We start from the raw sequence: 16,560 nt of genomic DNA, 5'->3' as shown, positions 1-16,560 counted from the left end.
GTCTCCCACAGGGTTATGCAGCGCCGCAGTCAATGTGGGAGCCGGCTTGCCGGCGATGGGGCCAGTGGGAACAGCATCAACCCTGGCGGAATACCAAAGCCTTCAAGCCCCCCGCCGGGTCCGCATCAGGAAACTCCGGCGGGTTTTTCAATCGCTCGATGAAGGCCAACGTTGGCGCCTGCTCCGCCATCCCCTCGATCAGAAACTCCGGCCCAATCCCCGGGTCATTAACACACGCCAGCACCGTCCCCCCCTCGCTCAACAATTCCGGCAACCGCCGCAAGATCTTCGCGTAATCCTGGGTCAGCACGAAACTGCCCTTCTGGAAGGTCGGCGGGTCAATGATGATCAAGTCATACGGGCCATACTTGCGCACCTTGCCCCACGACTTGAACAGCTCATGGCCCAGGTACGCCACCCGGGAGGCGTCGTGGCCATTGAGCCGATGGTTGTCGCGGCCACGCGACAGTGCCGACTTGGCCATGTCCAGGTTGACCACCTGTTCGGCGCCGCCCGCTATGGCCGCCACCGAAAAACCACAGGTATAGGCAAACAGGTTGAGCACCCGCTTGCCCGCTGCCTGCTCGCGCACCCAGCGCCGGCCATAGCGCATGTCCAGGAACAGGCCGTTGTTCTGCCGCACGCCGAGGTCGAGCAGGTAGGTCAGGCCATCTTCGATCACCTCGCGCTGCTGGCACGGTTCGCCCCACAGCCACTGGCCAGGGCTGTCCGGCAGGTAGCGGTGCTGGATGAGGATGGCTTGGCCACCCCATAGCGGGCGCTCGGCCAGGTTACGCAGCATGGCCTCCAGCTCCGCCAGCTGACCTTGCGGCGGTTCGCGAAACAGCGCCACCGACAATACGCCCTGCAGCCAGTCGACGGTGACCTGCTCCAGCCCCGGCCAGCAGCGACCGCGGCCATGGAACAGGCGGCGGGTTTCCTGCGGGGCGGGGTCGAGGGCGGTGAGCAGATGCTGTTCGAGGGTCTGGATCGGCGAAGTCATGGCGGGTCGCAAGCAGATAAAAGGGAGCATTCTACCCTTTGGCTGCGAGCTGCGCCGAACGGAACCACCAACCCTGCTGCATCCCCGCCGCTGCCAGCAGGATCAGGGCAACGCCGAGCCACTGCAATGGCGCCAGTCGGTGGCCGAACGCCACCCAGTCGACCAGAATCGCAGCGATCGGGTAGATGAACGACAGCGCACCGGTCAGCGCTGTGGGCAGCCGCTGAATGGCGCTGTACAGCAGCACGTACATCAACCCGGTGTGGACCATGCCCAGTGTCAACAAGCTAGCCAGTGCAGAGGGCTCGCCAGGCAGCCCGCCAAGCTTGACCCAAGGCGCCAGCAACAGCACGCCGGTGGCTACCTGGACCAAGGCAATCAGGTGCGGGGGTGTGCCTTTCAGGCGCTTGATGATGAGTGCGGCGATGGCATACAAGAGCGCCGCGCCCAGGGCCAGGCCAATGCCCAGCAGGTAGTCCTCACCGCTGCCCTGCCCCGCACCATGGGCGCTGACAATCGCCAACATGCCGAGGAAGGCCACGCTCAACCAGGTGACCTTGGCCGCCGTGATCTTCTCGCCCAGAAAGATCGCCGCCAGCCCCACCAGCATGAACGGTTGAACGTTGTACACCGCCGTACCGATGGCAATCGATGCCCGCGAATAAGAGGCGAACAGCAACACCCAGTTGCCGACGATGGCTACACCGCTGACGATGGCCAGCAGGAAGGCAGTACGGCTGATCATGCCCGGCTTGAGGAAACCGAAGGCGGCGCAGATCACCAGCAACGTGCCAGTACCAAACACGCAGCGCCAGAACACCACCTCCAGCACCGGCTGCCCGGACACCAGCACGAACCAGCCGATAGTTCCAGAAATCAGCATGGCAGCCACCATTTCCAGCGAGCCGCGGCGCAATGAACTGTCCATCCCACACCTCCCATTGACGATGGCCACAGTATGCAAGGGGCGCGCAGCAGCCTTCCAGCGGATAACCAAGGCCATTTGCCGAACTAGCCTTTACTATCAAGGCAAATCATTGGTTCTACCTGACGAGGCGAAAATGACCGATACGATCGACCAATTGCTGATCAATGCCTTGATGGAAGACTCCCGCCGCTCGCTCAAAGCGCTGGCGCAGATTAGCGGGCTGTCGGCCCCCAGCGTCAGCGAGCGCCTGCGCCGCCTGGAGGAGCGCGGTGTGCTGCGCGGTTACACCGTGGATGTCGACCCCCGCAGTTTCGGCTACCAACTGCAGGCCATCGTGCGCATCCGCCCGCTGCCTGGGCAATTGCAGGAGGTGGAACGGCAAATCGTCGCCATCCCGGAATTCACCGAGTGCGACAAGGTAACGGGCGAGGACTGCTTCATCGCCCGCCTGCATGTGCGTTCGATGGAGCAACTCGACACCCTGCTTGACCGCATCAATGTACTGGCTGAAACCAACACGGCGATCATCAAGAAAAGCCCGGTCAAGCGGCGCCTGCCACCTATGGACGGAGGGCCAGGAAAATCTGACTAATTTTTGTACACACGAATGTCACCTTAGGTGCCATTTTTGTGTGCACAAGTGCTAGCAATGCCCCAATACGTTACACCAGTTTCGCAACTAATTTTGACCAAATGATCAACTAATTCATCCACTGCAAATTTAAACCTGTTCATTTGGTCAACTTATACTTCATTTATTTCATTCACTTATGTTTCAGAACTATAGATTCAAAATAGTGGCTAGCTGAGCACTGGTTTATGCCTGGCATGGAACTCGCTTTTGTGTGTTCGTGTTTTGTATACACGTTAAACAAAACATAAATACACAAGAACCCGCGGCGCCGGCCCAACCCCGGCCGCCGCGTCCAGAACCCAGTGATGCCAACGCTGCACCGACGAGATGGCGAGCCCGTGCGCATGCCCGCTCATCGCAGTCCACGTGCATCAGGAGCCTGCCGGAATGCGTACCAGCCTCGAACTCGCGCCTGAACAATCCGTCGCCAGCAGCACCCCCTCATCCACCCTCGCCGGCCATGCGCCCGCACTTGAACTGAGCCCCCGCCTGCACAACCGCGACCTCGCACCAACCCGCCTGGAGGGCCGGCGCTGGGGGCGCTACAGCATCTTCGCGTTGTGGACCAATGACGTTCACAACATCGCCAACTACTCCTTCGCCATGGGCTTGTTCGCCCTGGGCCTGGGTGGCTGGCAGATATTGATGTCATTGGCGATCGGCGCAGCGCTGGTGTACTTCTTCATGAACTTGTCCGGCTACATGGGGCAAAAGACCGGGGTGCCGTTCCCGGTCATCAGCCGCATTGCCTTTGGTATCCATGGCGCGCAGATCCCGGCGCTGATCCGCGCCGTCATCGCCATCGCCTGGTTCGGTATCCAGACCTACCTGGCCTCGGTGGTGCTGCGGGTGCTGCTCACGGCTGTGTGGCCGCAACTGGCCAGCTATGACCACAACAGTATCCTGGGGCTTTCGAGCCTGGGCTGGGTGTGCTTCGTGGCCATCTGGCTGGTGCAACTGGTGATCCTCGCCTACGGCATGGAGATGGTGCGCCGTTACGAGGCCTTCGCCGGCCCGGTGATCCTGCTGACCGTGGCCAGCCTGGCGCTGTTCATGTACTTCAAGGCCGATGCGCGCATTGCCTGGTCGGTGGCCGAACCGCTGACCGGTTACGAGATGTGGCGCAATATCTTCGCCGGTGGCGCGCTGTGGCTGGCGATCTACGGCACCCTGGTGCTCAACTTCTGCGACTTCGCCCGCTCCTCGCCCTGCCGCAAGACCATCCGGGTCGGTAACTTCTGGGGCCTGCCAGTGAACATTCTGGTGTTCGCAATGATCACCGTGGTGCTGTGCGGCGCGCAGTTCAAGATCAACGGCCAGATCATCGACAGCCCGACGCAGATCGTTGCCAGCATCCCCAGCACCGCATTCCTGGTCCTGGGTTGCCTGGCGTTCCTGATCGTCACCGTGGCGGTGAACATCATGGCCAACTTCGTCGCCCCGGCGTTCGTGCTCAGCAACCTGGCGCCGCGCCACCTGAACTTCCGCCGCGCCGGCCTGATCAGCGCCACCCTGGCGGTGCTGATCCTGCCATGGAACCTCTACAACAGCCCGGTGGTGATCGTGTACTTCCTGTCCGGCCTGGGTGCCCTGCTCGGCCCGCTGTACGGGGTGATCATGGCCGACTACTGGCTGCTGCGAAAAGGCTGCATCAACGTGCCGGAGCTGTACAGCGAACACCCGGCCGGAGCCTATCACTACAGCAAAGGCATCAACCTGCGCGCTGTCGCCGCCTTCGTGCCTGCAGCACTGCTGGCCATCGTCCTGGCACTGGTGCCCAACTTCCATGCCATCGCGCCGTTTTCCTGGCTGATCGGCGCTGGCATCGCTGCGGCGGTGTACCTGCTGATCGCCCCGCGCAACCGTCAATACGCTGATGTCAGCGGCGAGTGCATCGCCGTCGACCACAGCAGCCACTGATCAAGGAGCAGTACCCATGCGTATTCTGATCGCCAACGTGAACACCACCGAAGCCATTACCGAAGCCATCGCCGAACAGGCGCGCAGCGTGGCCTCGCCCGGCACCGAAATCGTCGGCCTGACCCCCTGGTTCGGCGCCGAATCGGTGGAAGGCAACTTCGAGAGCTACCTGGCCGCCATCGCCGTGATGGACCGTGTACTCGCCTACGAGGGCCCGTACGATGCGGTCATCCAGGCCGGTTACGGCGAACATGGCCGCGAAGGCCTGCAGGAGCTGCTGAACGTGCCGGTGGTGGACATCACCGACGCCGCAGCCAGCACCGCGATGTACCTGGGTCACGCCTACTCGGTAGTGACCACGCTGGACCGAACCGTGCCGCTGATCGAGGACCGCCTGAAACTGTCCGGTTTGGACGCGCGATGTGCCTCGGTGCGCGCCAGCGGCCTGGCCGTGCTGGAGCTCGAGGCCGACCCGCAGCGTGCCGTGCAGGCCATCGTCGAACAGGCCGAACGCGCGGTGCGCGATGACAAGGCAGAAGTGATCTGCCTGGGTTGTGGCGGCATGGCCGGGTTGGATGAGCAGATCCGCCAGCGCACCGGGGTGCCGGTGGTAGATGGTGTAAGTGCAGCGGTGACCATTGCCGAGTCGCTGGTGCGAATGGGGTTGAGCACGTCGAAAGTGCGGACCTATGCCACGCCGCGGGCGAAGAAAGTGGTGGGCTGGCCGATGCAGTTCGGGCGCTAGGTTGGTACCGGCCTCATCGCCCTACCCTGTGGGAGCCGGCTTGCCGGCGATGAGGCCGGTGCAGTCAAACCATCATCCTGGCCAACCGCTGCGCACTGCCACAGGCCAAGGTAAACCCCAATGCGCCATGCCCCACGTTCAGCCAAAGGTTTCGGTAGGCCGTAGCCCCAATAATCGGCACCCCGGTAGGCGTGGCCGGCCGCATCCCCGCCCACTCCACCGCCTGCCCATAATCCGCCGCGGCCGGCAACGTATCGCGCGCCAACCGGCGCATGCTTTCAAGCCGGCGCGCATCCACCGACTCGTCGAAACCGACGATATCGACCATCGCCGCCACCCGCAGCTGCCGACCCAGGCGCGCATAGACGACCTTGCGCTCGTAATCGGTAATGCTGACCTCCGGCGCCCGATGCTCCGCGCCGATCGGCGCAGACAGGCTGTAGCCCTTCAAAGGATAAACCGGCAGTTCCAGGCCCCGCAGCGCCAGCCCGGCACTGCGATGACCTGCGCACAGTACCAGGCGCTGCACATCGACCCGCTCACCTCCCAGCTGCAGCGCGACGATCTGGTCCTGGTGCTTGTGCAGCTGAGTCACTGGCTTGCCTAGCAAGAACCGACACTGCCCAGATGCCTGCAGGTGCGCGGCCAGGCGTTCACAGAAGCGGTGACAGTCGGCGACTTCCTCATCGGGCGTCAATACGCCCCCCACGAACGGCGCCTCGGCCAAGGCGGGCTCCAGGCCCCTGAGTTCGTTGGCATCGAGCACCCGTTGGCTCTGCGGGTCAAGCAAACGCTCACGCCCATGGGCGAACGCCCGTGCACTGCGGAAGGCGACCAATTTGCCGTTACGTCGCCAGGCAAAATCGGTGATGCCATCGTCCTCGCGCCAGCGGGCCAACGTGGCCTGGCTTTGCAGTGCCAGCGCGAGCAACTGTGCGCCGTTGCGACGGTTGACGCTGCTGCGGCAGGCGAGCATGAACCCCATCAACCAGCGCCACTGCGCCGGGTCCATGCGCAAGCGCAAACGCAGCGGTGAATCCCCCTGCAGCATCCAGCCCAATGCCTGCCACGGCACACCGGCATCGGCCAAGGGCGCGACATAGCGGTATGACAGCTGCCCGCCATTGGCGAAACTGGTGGCAGACGCCAGGCTGTCGCGCGCCTCGACCAGGTCTACCGACATCCCCTCGCGCACCAGCGCATAAGCGGTTGCCAGGCCAATCACCCCACCACCAATGACCGTCACCTGCTGCTTCATGCATTGCCCCTGTTTCGGCTCCCGTACCTAGACAGTAACAGTGGATCAGGTCGGGCAGCTATGCTCGCCGCCATTCAGGCCCTGGCGCACGTTACGGCTCAGCAGGCTGGCCTTGCCGTCGTGCCAGGTCAGGGTCAGCACATACAGGGTGTCGAAGTCATCGCCGTTCCAGTCCTCGGTGATCACCCGCTCATCGCCCAGCGCCTTGCCGGCCACGGTATTGATGAGTTCGGGCAGGTAGCCATGGGACCAGGCCGTGTAGACGGTGGCGTTGCGGTATTTTTCGCTGAGCAGTTCGTCTGCGAGATCATCCGTGTCGTTGGCGCCGTAATCGATGTTCACCGGCAAGCCCAGACGGATGGCGCTGGGGGTGATGGTCATCAACGGGCGGATGTAGCTGTAACTCTGGTCGGTACTGCCTTCTTCGACATGCCGCGTGGGGTTGGCAGCAAACACGTAATCGGCCTTGCCGAAACGCTCAGGCAGCAGCGTGGCCAGGTCCAGCGCTCGATTCAACCCTTGGCAGTTCAACTGCCCCAACCCTTCACCGGGCTTTTCGGCATGGCGCAGAAACACCAGCGTCTGGGTACCGTCCACCGGTTCAGCGCGGCTTTCGACCACCTCCAGTGCCAGTGGCACGGCCGCAGCGACGAGGGCCAGGCTCAGCAGCAGGTGGCGTCGACGTCGAAGGAAAGTTGGCAACTTCATGTAAGCAGGCTCTTGTGGCGATGAGTATCGGGTTGACCCGCCACATTGCCCATGGCTGAAGCGCCCAGGCGTCCCTGTAGTGAATGCCATCCCTGGCAACGAGTAGGGGTCAGAGTGCCCTCAACCCGTTTGGTTCCTCCTTGAGCGTGAATGCCGTTCCGTGGGCAACGCTTAAGCTAAGGCATGGGTGTTGCTGAATTATTTCTGGGAAGGTGGATATCCGGACCTCGTTTTCATTGCAGCGAGGGTAGCTGGGCGGAGTCTTGCGTGGAAACGGTATTGATGATGGTCACGTCGAAAACCTGCTCGATCACCTGTTTCGGGCCTTGATTCAGGCTCCAGGTGAAAATCACAAGGAAGCCGAGCATGAACACGAACAGAACGGAACCCACGAGGCTCTGTGCCACCCCAAGCCAAAAGCCCGGTTTGGCATTCCTGATCTCACTGCTGGCCTTGTCGGAATAGTACTGTTGGAGCTCCATCGCCTGTGTAGAGATAGATGCATCGAGAAAGCCCTGAGCTAGCTGGCTGGCCTGGTTACGGTAGCTTTCAAGTTGGGTTTCACTATTGCTCACATCGTGGAACGGCGTCAGGTCGTCGTCCTTTGGCTCCCTGCCGTACTTGACCTTGAATGTTTTGATGTATTCGATCTTCTGCCGTTTATACAACGAATACGCAATGACCCCCAATGTGTCCTGCTCATTCTCTACAAGGACCGAATAAATGTGGTTGTAACAACCGTCGGCCATCAGGCTGTTACCCCTTTTGTATCCGAGAGTAGGCGGCCTCGAACGCAGCCTTCAACTCCGAGCGTGTTTTTCTCGTGCTGCTGACAATGGCTGTCAATTCTCGCGGCAGCTCAATTTCCATTCGTGCCCCCGACGCGACCAGCAAAGCGTTTGCCTCACGCACTGCGCGCGAGGAAAAATACGATTTCATGGATTTACCCCTTCACTTAACCTGTTTGCAAGGGTAGCCATACCGGATTCACCTCTCAATCAGACGCGGGTCAACAGGGCATGTAGTACTTTTCGACCTTGCGCAGGAAGTGGACTACTCAACCATCTCGCGTCAGCACTTCCAGCAGCTGGATCTCGAACGTCAGGTCCGAATTCGGCGGTATCGCCCCCACGCTGCGCTCGCCATAGCCCAGGTGCGCTGGCACCTGCAGTTTGCGCTTGCCACCCACGCGCATCCCCATCAGGCCCTGGTCCCAGCCCTTGATCACGCGGCCGGTGCCGATCACGCACTGAAAGGGTTTGCCGCGCGACCAGGATGAATCGAACTCGCTGCCATCGGCCAGCCAGCCGGTGTACTGGGTGGTGATGAGGGCACCTTTGACGGCGGCTTTACCCTCGCCTTCGACGAGGTCGGTGATCTGCAGTTCGCTGCTCATGGGCATCCTCCAACGGTGAAAAATCATGGCCGCCCTTTTCTCAGGAATCCACGTGTTTGGCAAGCAGGCGCCGCTCAACCCAGCTGCTCGAACGCTTGCTCCCCGGTCAGCTCGGTGGTCTGGTTGGCGAAGCAGTACCAAGCGGGTTTCTGTTCGACGAAGATCTGCAAGTCGAAATCCCAGGCATCATCGCCGTCGAGCAGGCCCACCGGCACCGCATAGGCGTCATTGGCCTTGAGCCGGTAATAAAGGTGAGTACCGCAGCGCCCGCAGAAGCCGCGCTGGGCCCAGTCAGAGGAGTCATAGACGCTGGGCGTGCGTCCCTCGACCTGCGGCGGCTGGCTGCAATGGACGACCAGCAACGGCCCACCGGTCCATTTGCGGCACATGCTGCAATGGCAGGCACAGATGCGGGTGTTGTCGACAGTGACGTGCATCCGGGTGTCGCCGCAGAGGCAACTGCCGTGCTTTTCCAAGGTCATGGTGGGGCTCCTCGCGTTGGCTGGGAGGGCAAGTATAGATCGCCCCCGCACAACGGCTCGCAGCCCCGGCGGGCCAGCGCCGGCCTGGATCGAAAGCGAGGGTTACGATTTGACCGGGGTGAGCACCGGCTCGCCGGCAAAAAAGGCCTGCAGGTTACGCAGCACCAGGGCGACCGTGTCACGCGCAGCCTCCGGCGACTGGCCGGCGACATGGGGCGTGAGCACGGTGTTGTCGAGGGCCTTGAGGGCATCGGGGACGGCCGGTTCGTCATCGAACACGTCCAGTGCAGCGCCAGCCAGTTGGCCACGCTGCAATGCTTCGACCAGCGCCTGGGTGTCCACCACGCTGGCACGGGCGATATTCACCAGGTAGCCCTCGGTGCCCAACGCTTGCAGCACCTGCGCATCGACCAGATGACGCGTATTGGCACCGCCAGGGGTGGCCACAACCAAGATGTCGACGGCACCAGCCAGTTGCACAGGGCTCTCGTACCAGGCGTAGGGTACGTCCTGGCGTGGTGTGCGGCTGTGGTAACTGACGGTCATGTCGAAGCCGAGATTGGCACGTTTGGCAATGGCCAGGCCCACTGCGCCCAGGCCGAGAATGCCGAGCCGTTTGCCGCTCACAGAGGGGCTGATCACCCGGTTCCACTCGCCCCGCCGTGTGCTGGCATCGGCACGCGGGATGTCGCGCAGCAGCGCCAGCAGCATGGCCAGGGTGTGATCAGCCACAGCCGCGGCATTGGCGCCGGCGCCGTTGGTAACGGTGATGCCACGGGCAGCGGCGGCGGCCAGGTCTACTTGTTCGTAACCGGCGCCGATCACGCAGATGATCTGCAGCTTGGGCAAGGCTTCGATTTCGGCAGCGGTCAGGCCCAATGGGCCGCGAGTGAGCACGGCATCGATTTCGGCGGCATGGCGCTGGATGGCGTCGGCGCGCAGTTGCGGGGACGGGGCGCGTATCAGGCGGTAGCCGGCCTGTTCCAGCAGCGGCAGGTAATCGTCGACGGTCTCCACCAGTACCAGGACTGTTTTCCTCATGCTCACCCTCCGGCTCGAATTCGAAGGGGCATTATGGGGAGTCTGTGAGCGCTTGCCGATGTTTTTGTGTGGCCCTTGAGATCCAGCGCCGCCCGCGCGGCGCATCGCTAAGCGCTTGCCTTGGGATCTTCAGTGCTCTTGAGATCGAGCGCCGCCCGCGCGGCGCTTCGCGGGTCAAGCCCGCTCCCACATTTGTTGCAACGTGCCATGGCCTGATAGGCCATAGTTGTCAGCCTTGTTGGCATGACGCGATGTTTCGACTGGCGCTGCCGGCGCCCCGCCTGTCTTCAGCCATGCGCCAAGGCTGACAACCATGGCCTGACTGGAACGGCGCGTTGCAACAAATGTGGGAGCGGGCTTGCCCCGCGAAGCGCCGCGCGGGCGGCGCTCGATCTCAAGGGCCACACAAAAACATCGACGAGCACTTACAAGCCCACACGTTTACTGCGCGAACGCCCGCCCAAGCCCGCCCGGCACGCCACTGCTGTCGGTTTCCTGCCACGGGCCATCCGGGCTCAGCGACCAGCTCCAGCCACTGTTTTCATAGCGGTAATAGGTGCGCTGCCGGTAGAAGGTGTTGGGCTTTTTCTCCAGCACATACACACCCAGCTTAGGGTCCCAGTGGCTTGCCCCACCCGGTGGCGGGGCAAAGCTTGCGGACGTGCGCGGCATCGGTTTGGGGATCGCCGCAGGCTTGCTCGGCTGGGTGGAAGGCTGGCTGCCCGGCAACGGCTTGACCACCGGCCCCTTTTGCGGCGGCACCGTCTCGATCGGCGGTGCCGGCTGCTCGTACGGCTCACGCACCGTACACGCGGACAAACCCAAGGCCAGGGTGATCAGGGTCAGGCGGACGGCGTTTCGCATGGCAGTGTTCTCTTACGGGTCGGGGCTGTCGATGGTCAGGTGCTGAAGGGCCTGGGTAGTGTTGGCCAGCGGTGCGCCCTGGCCGATCCACTCGCCATGGGTGGGCTGGCCCGCGCGCGATACGCGTGCAACCAGTTGGACTTCGGCAAAGTCGGACAGTTTCATCTGCGGCATCATCGCATCGGCGTCGGACAACTCGACTTCCAGTGGCAACTGCGCCACGGTCACTCGCTTGGCCGCCAGCGGCATGGGCGGGCCGTTGCTGGCACGGGCGAAGATGAACACGGTGTCGTCGGGTTTGACCTTGTCCTTCAGGGCGGCTGCCAGTTCAACCCGCACTTTCAGGCGCGCAGCTACCGCTACCGAAGGCTTGGAACCGGTGCTGCCCAGGCGCTCAGCCGCGCGGTCGATGCCGCCTTGCAGCGCTGCCCGCGAGGCATCGCCTTCAGGCAATTGCGCCAGCAGGCGCTTCCAGTAATCGATAGCCTCCTGATAACGCTCGCCCTCGAATGCGGCGATGCCACGCAGGCCGAGGCTGGTGACTTCGTTCGGGTCGGCCTTGAGCGCCTCGTCGGTCAGCGCCTGCACCTGCGGGCTCCATTGCTTGTTGGCGGCAAAGTACTGAGCCTGGGCCCACTGGCCCAGCAACTCGGGCTGGCGGCCGGCCAGGGCGACGGCGCGCTCGTAGGCCTTGGCGGCATCTGCCGGGCGCTGCTCGGCCATGTAGGCGCGGCCAAGGAAGTACAGGCCTTCGGCGGAGTCCGGCTGGGCCTGGACGGCGCGCTCCAGGCGCGTGGTCATTTCTTCCATCGACTTGGGCGCTGCGGCGAACTCCTGCGTCAGCTCGACCTTGTCGGCGGCGCCAAAGTGCAGGTACAAGCCAAGCGCCATGGCTGGCACCAGCACCGCGGCCAACAGGGGCAGCACCTTGCCCAGGTGGCCCTGGCGCGGCGCCTCGGCACCCTCGGTGTCGGCCAGCAGCTCACGCGCAGCTTCATCGCGGCCGTTGGCCAGTTGCGTTGCGTCCAGTACACCAGCGGCCTGCTGGGCCGCCAATTCGGCGACACGCTCCTGATACAGGGCAACGTTCAATGCGGTGCGGTCTTCTTCCTGCTGGCGGCTCCGGCCACGCAGGATCGGGATCAGCAAAAAGCCGAGGGCGGCGAGCAGCAAGAGGCCCGCGCTTAGCCAGAATTCAGTCATGGTTCTGTTCTTTATCCAGCAGTTTGGCGAGACGCTCGCGTTCTTCGACGGACAGCTCATGCGAGCCTTGGGCAGCCGGCACGCGACGCCGACGGACAATGACCGCCAGCGCCACGAAGCCCCCCACCAGCAGAATGCCCGGGCCGAACCAGAGCAACCAGGTACGCCCACTGAGCGCCGGCTTGTAGCGCACGAAGTCGCCATAGCGGTCGACCATGAAGTCGACGATCTGCTGGTTGCTCTTGCCTTCGCCAAGCATGCGGAAGATCTCGCGGCGCAGGTCGGCGGCTATCGGCGCGTTGGAATCGGCGATGTCCTGGTTCTGGCATTTGGGGCAGCGCAGTTCCTTGGTCAATTGCTGATAGCGCTCGCGCTCGGCGTCGTCGCGGAACTGGTAGGTATCGATGGCTGCCCTGGCCATGCCAGCCACACTCAAGCCGAGCACGGCGGCAGCAAGCCAGCGCTTCATGGCTTGGCCTCGTCCACCAGGCCCTGGTACAGCGGCGCCAACTGCTCGCGCCACACCGTGGCATCGACGATGCCGACGTGCTTGTAGCGGATGATGCCCTTGGCGTCGATCAGGAAGGTTTCCGGCGCACCGTATACCCCCAGGTCCAGGCCCAGGCCGCCCTGCTCGTCGCGGATGTCCAGCTGGTACGGGTTGTGGAACTCGGCCAGCCACTTCACGGCGGCGGCGTTGTCGTCCTTGTAGTTGATGCCATGGATCACCACGCCCTGCTGGGCCAGTTGATTCAGGTACGGGTGCTCGACCTTGCACGACGGGCACCAGGTGGCCCATACGTTGACCAGCGCCGGGCGGCCGAGAAGGTCGGCCTGGGTCAGGTTGCGATCGCCTTGAGTCGAGGCGAGGGAGAACGCCGGGAACGGCTTGCCGATCATTGCCGACGGCAACTCATCCGGCTTGAGAAACAGCCCTTTGTAGAGGAAAACCGCCATCAGCAGGAATACTGCCAGTGGCACCACCATGATCCAACGCTTCATGCAGCTGCTCCAGACACGCCCAGGACATCACGCACCCGGGTCTTGACCTTGACGCGGTAGCGCCGGTCGAAGGCCGCCAGCAAACCGCCCAGGCCGGTCAGCAGACCACCCAGCCAGATCCAGCGGACATAAGGCTTGATATGCACACGTACGGCCCAGGCGCCGTTTTCAAGCGGCTCGCCAAGGGCGACGTACAGGTCACGGGTGAAGCCGGCATCGATGCCCGCCTCGGTCATCATCGACTGCTGCACGGTGTACAGGCGCTTTTCAGGGTGCAGCGTGGTCACTTCACGGCCGTCACGGCTGACTACAACGGTGCCCTTGTCGGAGATGAAGTTCGGGCCTTCGAAGTGCTTGGCCCCCTGGAACAGGAACTGGTAACCACCCAGCTCGACGCTTTCGCCCGGTGCCAGGCGCAGGTCACGCTCGGCACTGTTGTTGCTCGACAGCACCACGCCCAAGGCGCACACCGCCAGGCCCAGGTGCGCCAGCTGCATGCCCCAGTAGCTGCGGGTAAGGCCACGCACGCCCTTGGCCAGGCCCTTGTGGCGGGTTTTGTCGAGCACGTCGCGCAGCCCGCTGAGCACCACCCAGGCCGCCAAGGCGAAGGCGGTCAGGGTCGGCCAGTCGAAGTCATCGACGATGAAGCCTGCCACGGGCGCCAGCACGGCGCTGCCGATCAGCACCGGGGTCAGCATGCTGGCCAGCCATTTGCCGGGGGTGTCCTTCCAGCGCACCACCACACCCACGCCGAGCACGATCATCAGCAACGCCATCAGCGGCAGGAACAGCGCGTTGAAGTACGGCGGCCCCACCGACAGCTTGGCGCCGGTGAGCGCATCGAGCACCAACGGGTAGAGGGTGCCGAGCAGGATCATCGAAGCCGCCACCACCAGCACCAGGTTGTTGGCCAGCAGCAGCGTTTCGCGGGACCACAGGGCAAAGCCGACCTGGCTTTTCACCACCGGGGCGCGCAGGGCGAACAGGGTCAGCGAGCCGCCGACCACAAACAGCAGGAAAATCAGGATGAACACGCCGCGCGACGGGTCGGCAGCAAACGCATGCACCGAGGTCAGCACGCCGGAGCGCACCAGGAAGGTGCCCAGCAGGCTCAACGAGAACGCGGCAATCGCCAGCAGCACGGTCCAGCTCTTGAACACGCCGCGCTTTTCCGTCACCGCCAGCGAGTGGATCAGCGCCGTGCCCACCAGCCAAGGCATGAACGAGGCGTTTTCCACCGGGTCCCAGAACCACCAGCCGCCCCAGCCCAGCTCGTAATAGGCCCACCAGGAGCCCAAGGTGATGCCCACGCCGAGGAACGCCCAGGCGACGATGGTCCACGGCCGCGACCAGCGGGCCCAGGCCGCATCCAGGCGCCCGCCCAGCAAGGCGGCGATGGCGAAGGCGAAGGCGACGGAAAAACCCACGTAGCCCATGTACAGCATCGGCGGGTGGACGATCAGGCCGAAGTCCTGCAGCAATGGGTTGAGGTCGCGGCCATCGGTCGGCACTTGCGGCAACAGGCGCTGAAAGGGGTTGGAGGTGATGATCAGAAAGCTCAGGAACCCCACGCTGATCATGCCCATCACCGCCAGCACCCGCGCCAGCATCACTTGCGGCAACTGGCGCGAGAACACCGAGACGGCGAAGGTCCAGCCACCCAGGATCAACGCCCAGAGCAGCAACGACCCCTCGTGCGCGCCCCACACGGCGCTGAACTTGTAGTACCAGGGCAAGGCGCTGTTGGAGTTGCTGGCCACATAGGCGACCGAGAAGTTGTCGGTCATGAAGGCGTGGGTGAGGCAGGCGAAGGCAAACGCCAGGAAGGCAAATTGCCCCCAGGCGGCCGGGCGTGCCAGGCTCATCCACAGGCTGTCGCCACGCCATGCGCCGAGCAACGGCACCGTGGCCTGAACCACGGCAAAGCAGATGGCCAGAATCATCGCCAACTGGCCGAGTTCAGGGATTACCAGCGCTGCGTTCATGGCTTGGCCTCCGTACCGGTGGCCGCCTGGCCGCTTTCCTTCAGGGCTTTGGTGACTTCCGGCGGCATGTACTTTTCATCGTGCTTGGCCAGCACTTCATCGGCCACCACCACGCCCTCGGCATTCAGCTTGCCCAGCGCGACGATGCCCTGCCCTTCGCGGAACAGGTCGGGGAGGATACCGCGGTAAGTGATCGGCACCGACTTGTTGAAGTCGGTGACCACGAAGCGCACATCGAGCGAATCGGCCGAGCGCTCGAGCGAGCCCTTCTCGACCATGCCACCGGCGCGAATGCGCGTGTCCAGCGGCGCTTCGCCATTGGCGATCTGCGTCGGGGTATAGAACAGGTTGATATTCTGCTGCAGGGCGCTCAAGGCAAAGCCGACGGCAACCGCGACCCCGACCAACAGGCCGAGAATCAGGAACAGGCGTTTCTTGCGCTGCGGATTCACTGGTTGTTCTCCCGGCGCAAACGGCGCGCCTCTTCTTGCAGATAGCGACGGCGGGCCAGCAATGGCGCGGCGACATTGAGCGCCAGCACCGCCAGGCAGATGCCGTAGGCCGACCAGACGTACAGGCCATGGTGGCCCATGGCGAGAAAATCGCCGAATGAAGAAAAGCTCATCACGCGGCCCTCCGACCCAGGCTGTTCAACACCTCTTCCCTGACCCAGCTGGCGCGCGCTTCGCGCTTGAGCACTTCAAGGCGCATGCGCAGCAGCAGCACGGCGCCGAAGAAGCAATAGAAGCCCAGCGCCGTGCACAACAACGGCAGCCACATCTCGGCGGGCATGGCGGGCTTTTCGGTCAGGGTGAAGGTGGCGCCCTGGTGCAGGGTGTTCCACCATTCAACCGAATACTTGATGATCGGAATGTTGATCACCCCGACGATGGCCAGCACCGCGCAGGCCTTGGCCGCGCTGTCACGGTTACTGATCGCCTGGCCCAGGGCGATGATGCCGAAGTACAGGAACAACAGGATCAGCATCGACGTCAGCCGCGCATCCCACACCCACCAGCTGCCCCAGGTCGGCTTGCCCCAGATGGCCCCCGTGACCAGCGCCACGGCGGTCATCCAGGCGCCAATGGGCGCAGCGCACTGCAGGGCAACATCGGCCAGCTTCATCTTCCACACCAGCCCCACCACCCCGGCGACCGCCAGCAGCACGTAGCAGGACTGCGCCAGCATGGCGGCCGGCACGTGAATATAGATGATGCGGAAACTGTTGCCCTGCTGGTAATCCTCAGGGGCAAACGCAAGGCCCCAGACCACCCCGGTGGCCAGCAGCAGGATGGCGGAGACGGTCAGCCACGGCAGCATGCGGCCGCTGATGGCATAGAACCATTTGGGGGAGCCCAGTTTGTGGAACCACGTCCAGCTCATTTTCATCA

The 16,560-nt window shown here is 63.4% G+C and carries 19 protein-coding genes; 3 read left to right on the top strand and 16 right to left on the bottom strand.

Annotated elements, in window-relative coordinates; translation table 11 throughout:
• Positions 1-76 precede the first annotated feature (76 nt).
• Positions 77-1,003 (bottom strand): class I SAM-dependent methyltransferase, encoded by a 927-nt coding sequence (locus ACNQPL_RS08615; protein WP_416466446.1) that lies wholly within the window; start codon positions 1,001-1,003, stop codon positions 77-79.
• 31 nt (positions 1,004-1,034) lie between these two features.
• Complete coding sequence (locus tag ACNQPL_RS08610) at positions 1,035-1,931, bottom strand: DMT family transporter (protein WP_416466445.1); 897 nt, start codon at positions 1,929-1,931, stop codon at positions 1,035-1,037.
• A 133-nt stretch (positions 1,932-2,064) separates the two neighbouring features.
• Here ACNQPL_RS08610 and ACNQPL_RS08605 point away from each other — a divergent pair, with 133 nt between their 5' ends.
• The 3 genes from ACNQPL_RS08605 to ACNQPL_RS08595 all read left to right on the top strand — a co-directional run bounded on the left by ACNQPL_RS08605 (position 2,065) and on the right by ACNQPL_RS08595 (position 5,230).
• Positions 2,065-2,523, top strand: coding sequence for an Lrp/AsnC family transcriptional regulator (locus ACNQPL_RS08605; protein ID WP_416466444.1), 459 nt, complete (start codon positions 2,065-2,067; stop codon positions 2,521-2,523).
• Between the two features lie 429 nt (positions 2,524-2,952).
• Positions 2,953-4,485, top strand: a complete 1,533-nt coding sequence (locus ACNQPL_RS08600; RefSeq protein WP_416466443.1) for an NCS1 family nucleobase:cation symporter-1 — start codon at positions 2,953-2,955, stop codon at positions 4,483-4,485.
• Between the two features lie 16 nt (positions 4,486-4,501).
• Positions 4,502-5,230, top strand: coding sequence for an aspartate/glutamate racemase family protein (locus tag ACNQPL_RS08595; RefSeq protein WP_416466442.1), 729 nt, complete (start codon positions 4,502-4,504; stop codon positions 5,228-5,230).
• 64 nt (positions 5,231-5,294) lie between these two features.
• On the opposite strand, the gene ACNQPL_RS08590 is transcribed toward ACNQPL_RS08595, so the two are convergent.
• From ACNQPL_RS08590 to ACNQPL_RS08525, 14 genes are all read right to left on the bottom strand, one after another.
• Positions 5,295-6,488 (bottom strand): D-amino acid dehydrogenase, encoded by a 1,194-nt coding sequence (locus tag ACNQPL_RS08590; protein WP_416466441.1) that lies wholly within the window; start codon positions 6,486-6,488, stop codon positions 5,295-5,297.
• Positions 6,489-6,533: 45 nt separating this feature from the next.
• Entirely contained in the window at positions 6,534-7,196 is a 663-nt protein-coding gene (locus tag ACNQPL_RS08585; RefSeq protein WP_346614026.1) for a histidine phosphatase family protein, read from the bottom strand.
• A 233-nt stretch (positions 7,197-7,429) separates the two neighbouring features.
• Positions 7,430-7,945, bottom strand: coding sequence for a hypothetical protein (locus tag ACNQPL_RS08580; protein ID WP_416466440.1), 516 nt, complete (start codon positions 7,943-7,945; stop codon positions 7,430-7,432).
• A gap of 308 nt (positions 7,946-8,253) precedes the next feature.
• Positions 8,254-8,592 carry an FKBP-type peptidyl-prolyl cis-trans isomerase gene (locus ACNQPL_RS08575; RefSeq protein WP_416466439.1) on the bottom strand — a complete coding sequence of 113 codons (339 nt, stop codon included), beginning with the start codon at positions 8,590-8,592 and terminating at the stop codon, positions 8,254-8,256.
• A 74-nt stretch (positions 8,593-8,666) separates the two neighbouring features.
• Positions 8,667-9,074, bottom strand: coding sequence for a GFA family protein (locus ACNQPL_RS08570; RefSeq protein ID WP_387527737.1), 408 nt, complete (start codon positions 9,072-9,074; stop codon positions 8,667-8,669).
• 102 nt (positions 9,075-9,176) lie between these two features.
• Positions 9,177-10,115, bottom strand: coding sequence for a 2-hydroxyacid dehydrogenase (locus ACNQPL_RS08565; protein ID WP_416466438.1), 939 nt, complete (start codon positions 10,113-10,115; stop codon positions 9,177-9,179).
• A gap of 441 nt (positions 10,116-10,556) precedes the next feature.
• On the bottom strand, positions 10,557-10,979 hold the full coding sequence (locus ACNQPL_RS08560) for a hypothetical protein (protein ID WP_346614021.1): 423 nt from the start codon (positions 10,977-10,979) through the stop codon (positions 10,557-10,559).
• 12 nt (positions 10,980-10,991) lie between these two features.
• Positions 10,992-12,182 carry a c-type cytochrome biogenesis protein CcmI gene (ccmI, locus tag ACNQPL_RS08555; protein ID WP_416466437.1) on the bottom strand — a complete coding sequence of 397 codons (1,191 nt, stop codon included), beginning with the start codon at positions 12,180-12,182 and terminating at the stop codon, positions 10,992-10,994.
• The gene (locus ACNQPL_RS08550) at positions 12,175-12,651 is read right to left on the bottom strand and encodes a cytochrome c-type biogenesis protein (protein WP_346614019.1); all 477 of its coding nucleotides are present in this window, start codon (positions 12,649-12,651) and stop codon (positions 12,175-12,177) included. The genes ccmI and ACNQPL_RS08550 overlap by 8 nt, the downstream gene beginning before the upstream one ends.
• On the bottom strand, positions 12,648-13,184 hold the full coding sequence (locus ACNQPL_RS08545) for a DsbE family thiol:disulfide interchange protein (RefSeq protein ID WP_346614018.1): 537 nt from the start codon (positions 13,182-13,184) through the stop codon (positions 12,648-12,650). Before ACNQPL_RS08545 ends, ACNQPL_RS08550 begins: the two co-directional genes overlap by 4 nt.
• A complete protein-coding gene (locus ACNQPL_RS08540) occupies positions 13,181-15,169 on the bottom strand; it encodes a heme lyase CcmF/NrfE family subunit (RefSeq protein ID WP_346614017.1) in 1,989 nt (662 codons plus the stop codon). Before ACNQPL_RS08540 ends, ACNQPL_RS08545 begins: the two co-directional genes overlap by 4 nt.
• The gene (gene ccmE, locus ACNQPL_RS08535; RefSeq protein ID WP_346614016.1) at positions 15,166-15,621 is read right to left on the bottom strand and encodes a cytochrome c maturation protein CcmE; all 456 of its coding nucleotides are present in this window, start codon (positions 15,619-15,621) and stop codon (positions 15,166-15,168) included. The genes ACNQPL_RS08540 and ccmE overlap by 4 nt, the downstream gene beginning before the upstream one ends.
• Positions 15,618-15,794, bottom strand: coding sequence for a heme exporter protein CcmD (gene ccmD / locus ACNQPL_RS08530; RefSeq protein WP_346614015.1), 177 nt, complete (start codon positions 15,792-15,794; stop codon positions 15,618-15,620). Before ccmD ends, ccmE begins: the two co-directional genes overlap by 4 nt.
• On the bottom strand, positions 15,794-16,558 hold the full coding sequence (locus ACNQPL_RS08525; RefSeq protein ID WP_346614014.1) for a heme ABC transporter permease: 765 nt from the start codon (positions 16,556-16,558) through the stop codon (positions 15,794-15,796). Before ACNQPL_RS08525 ends, ccmD begins: the two co-directional genes overlap by 1 nt.
• Between the last annotated feature and the right edge of the window lie 2 nt (positions 16,559-16,560).

This window comes from Pseudomonas sp. LFS044, from assembly GCF_047978245.1.
Taxonomy (GTDB): Bacteria; Pseudomonadota; Gammaproteobacteria; order Pseudomonadales; family Pseudomonadaceae; genus Aquipseudomonas.
Note: the sequence above shows the minus strand (reverse complement) of the source record. Positions and strands in the feature narration are given on the sequence as shown.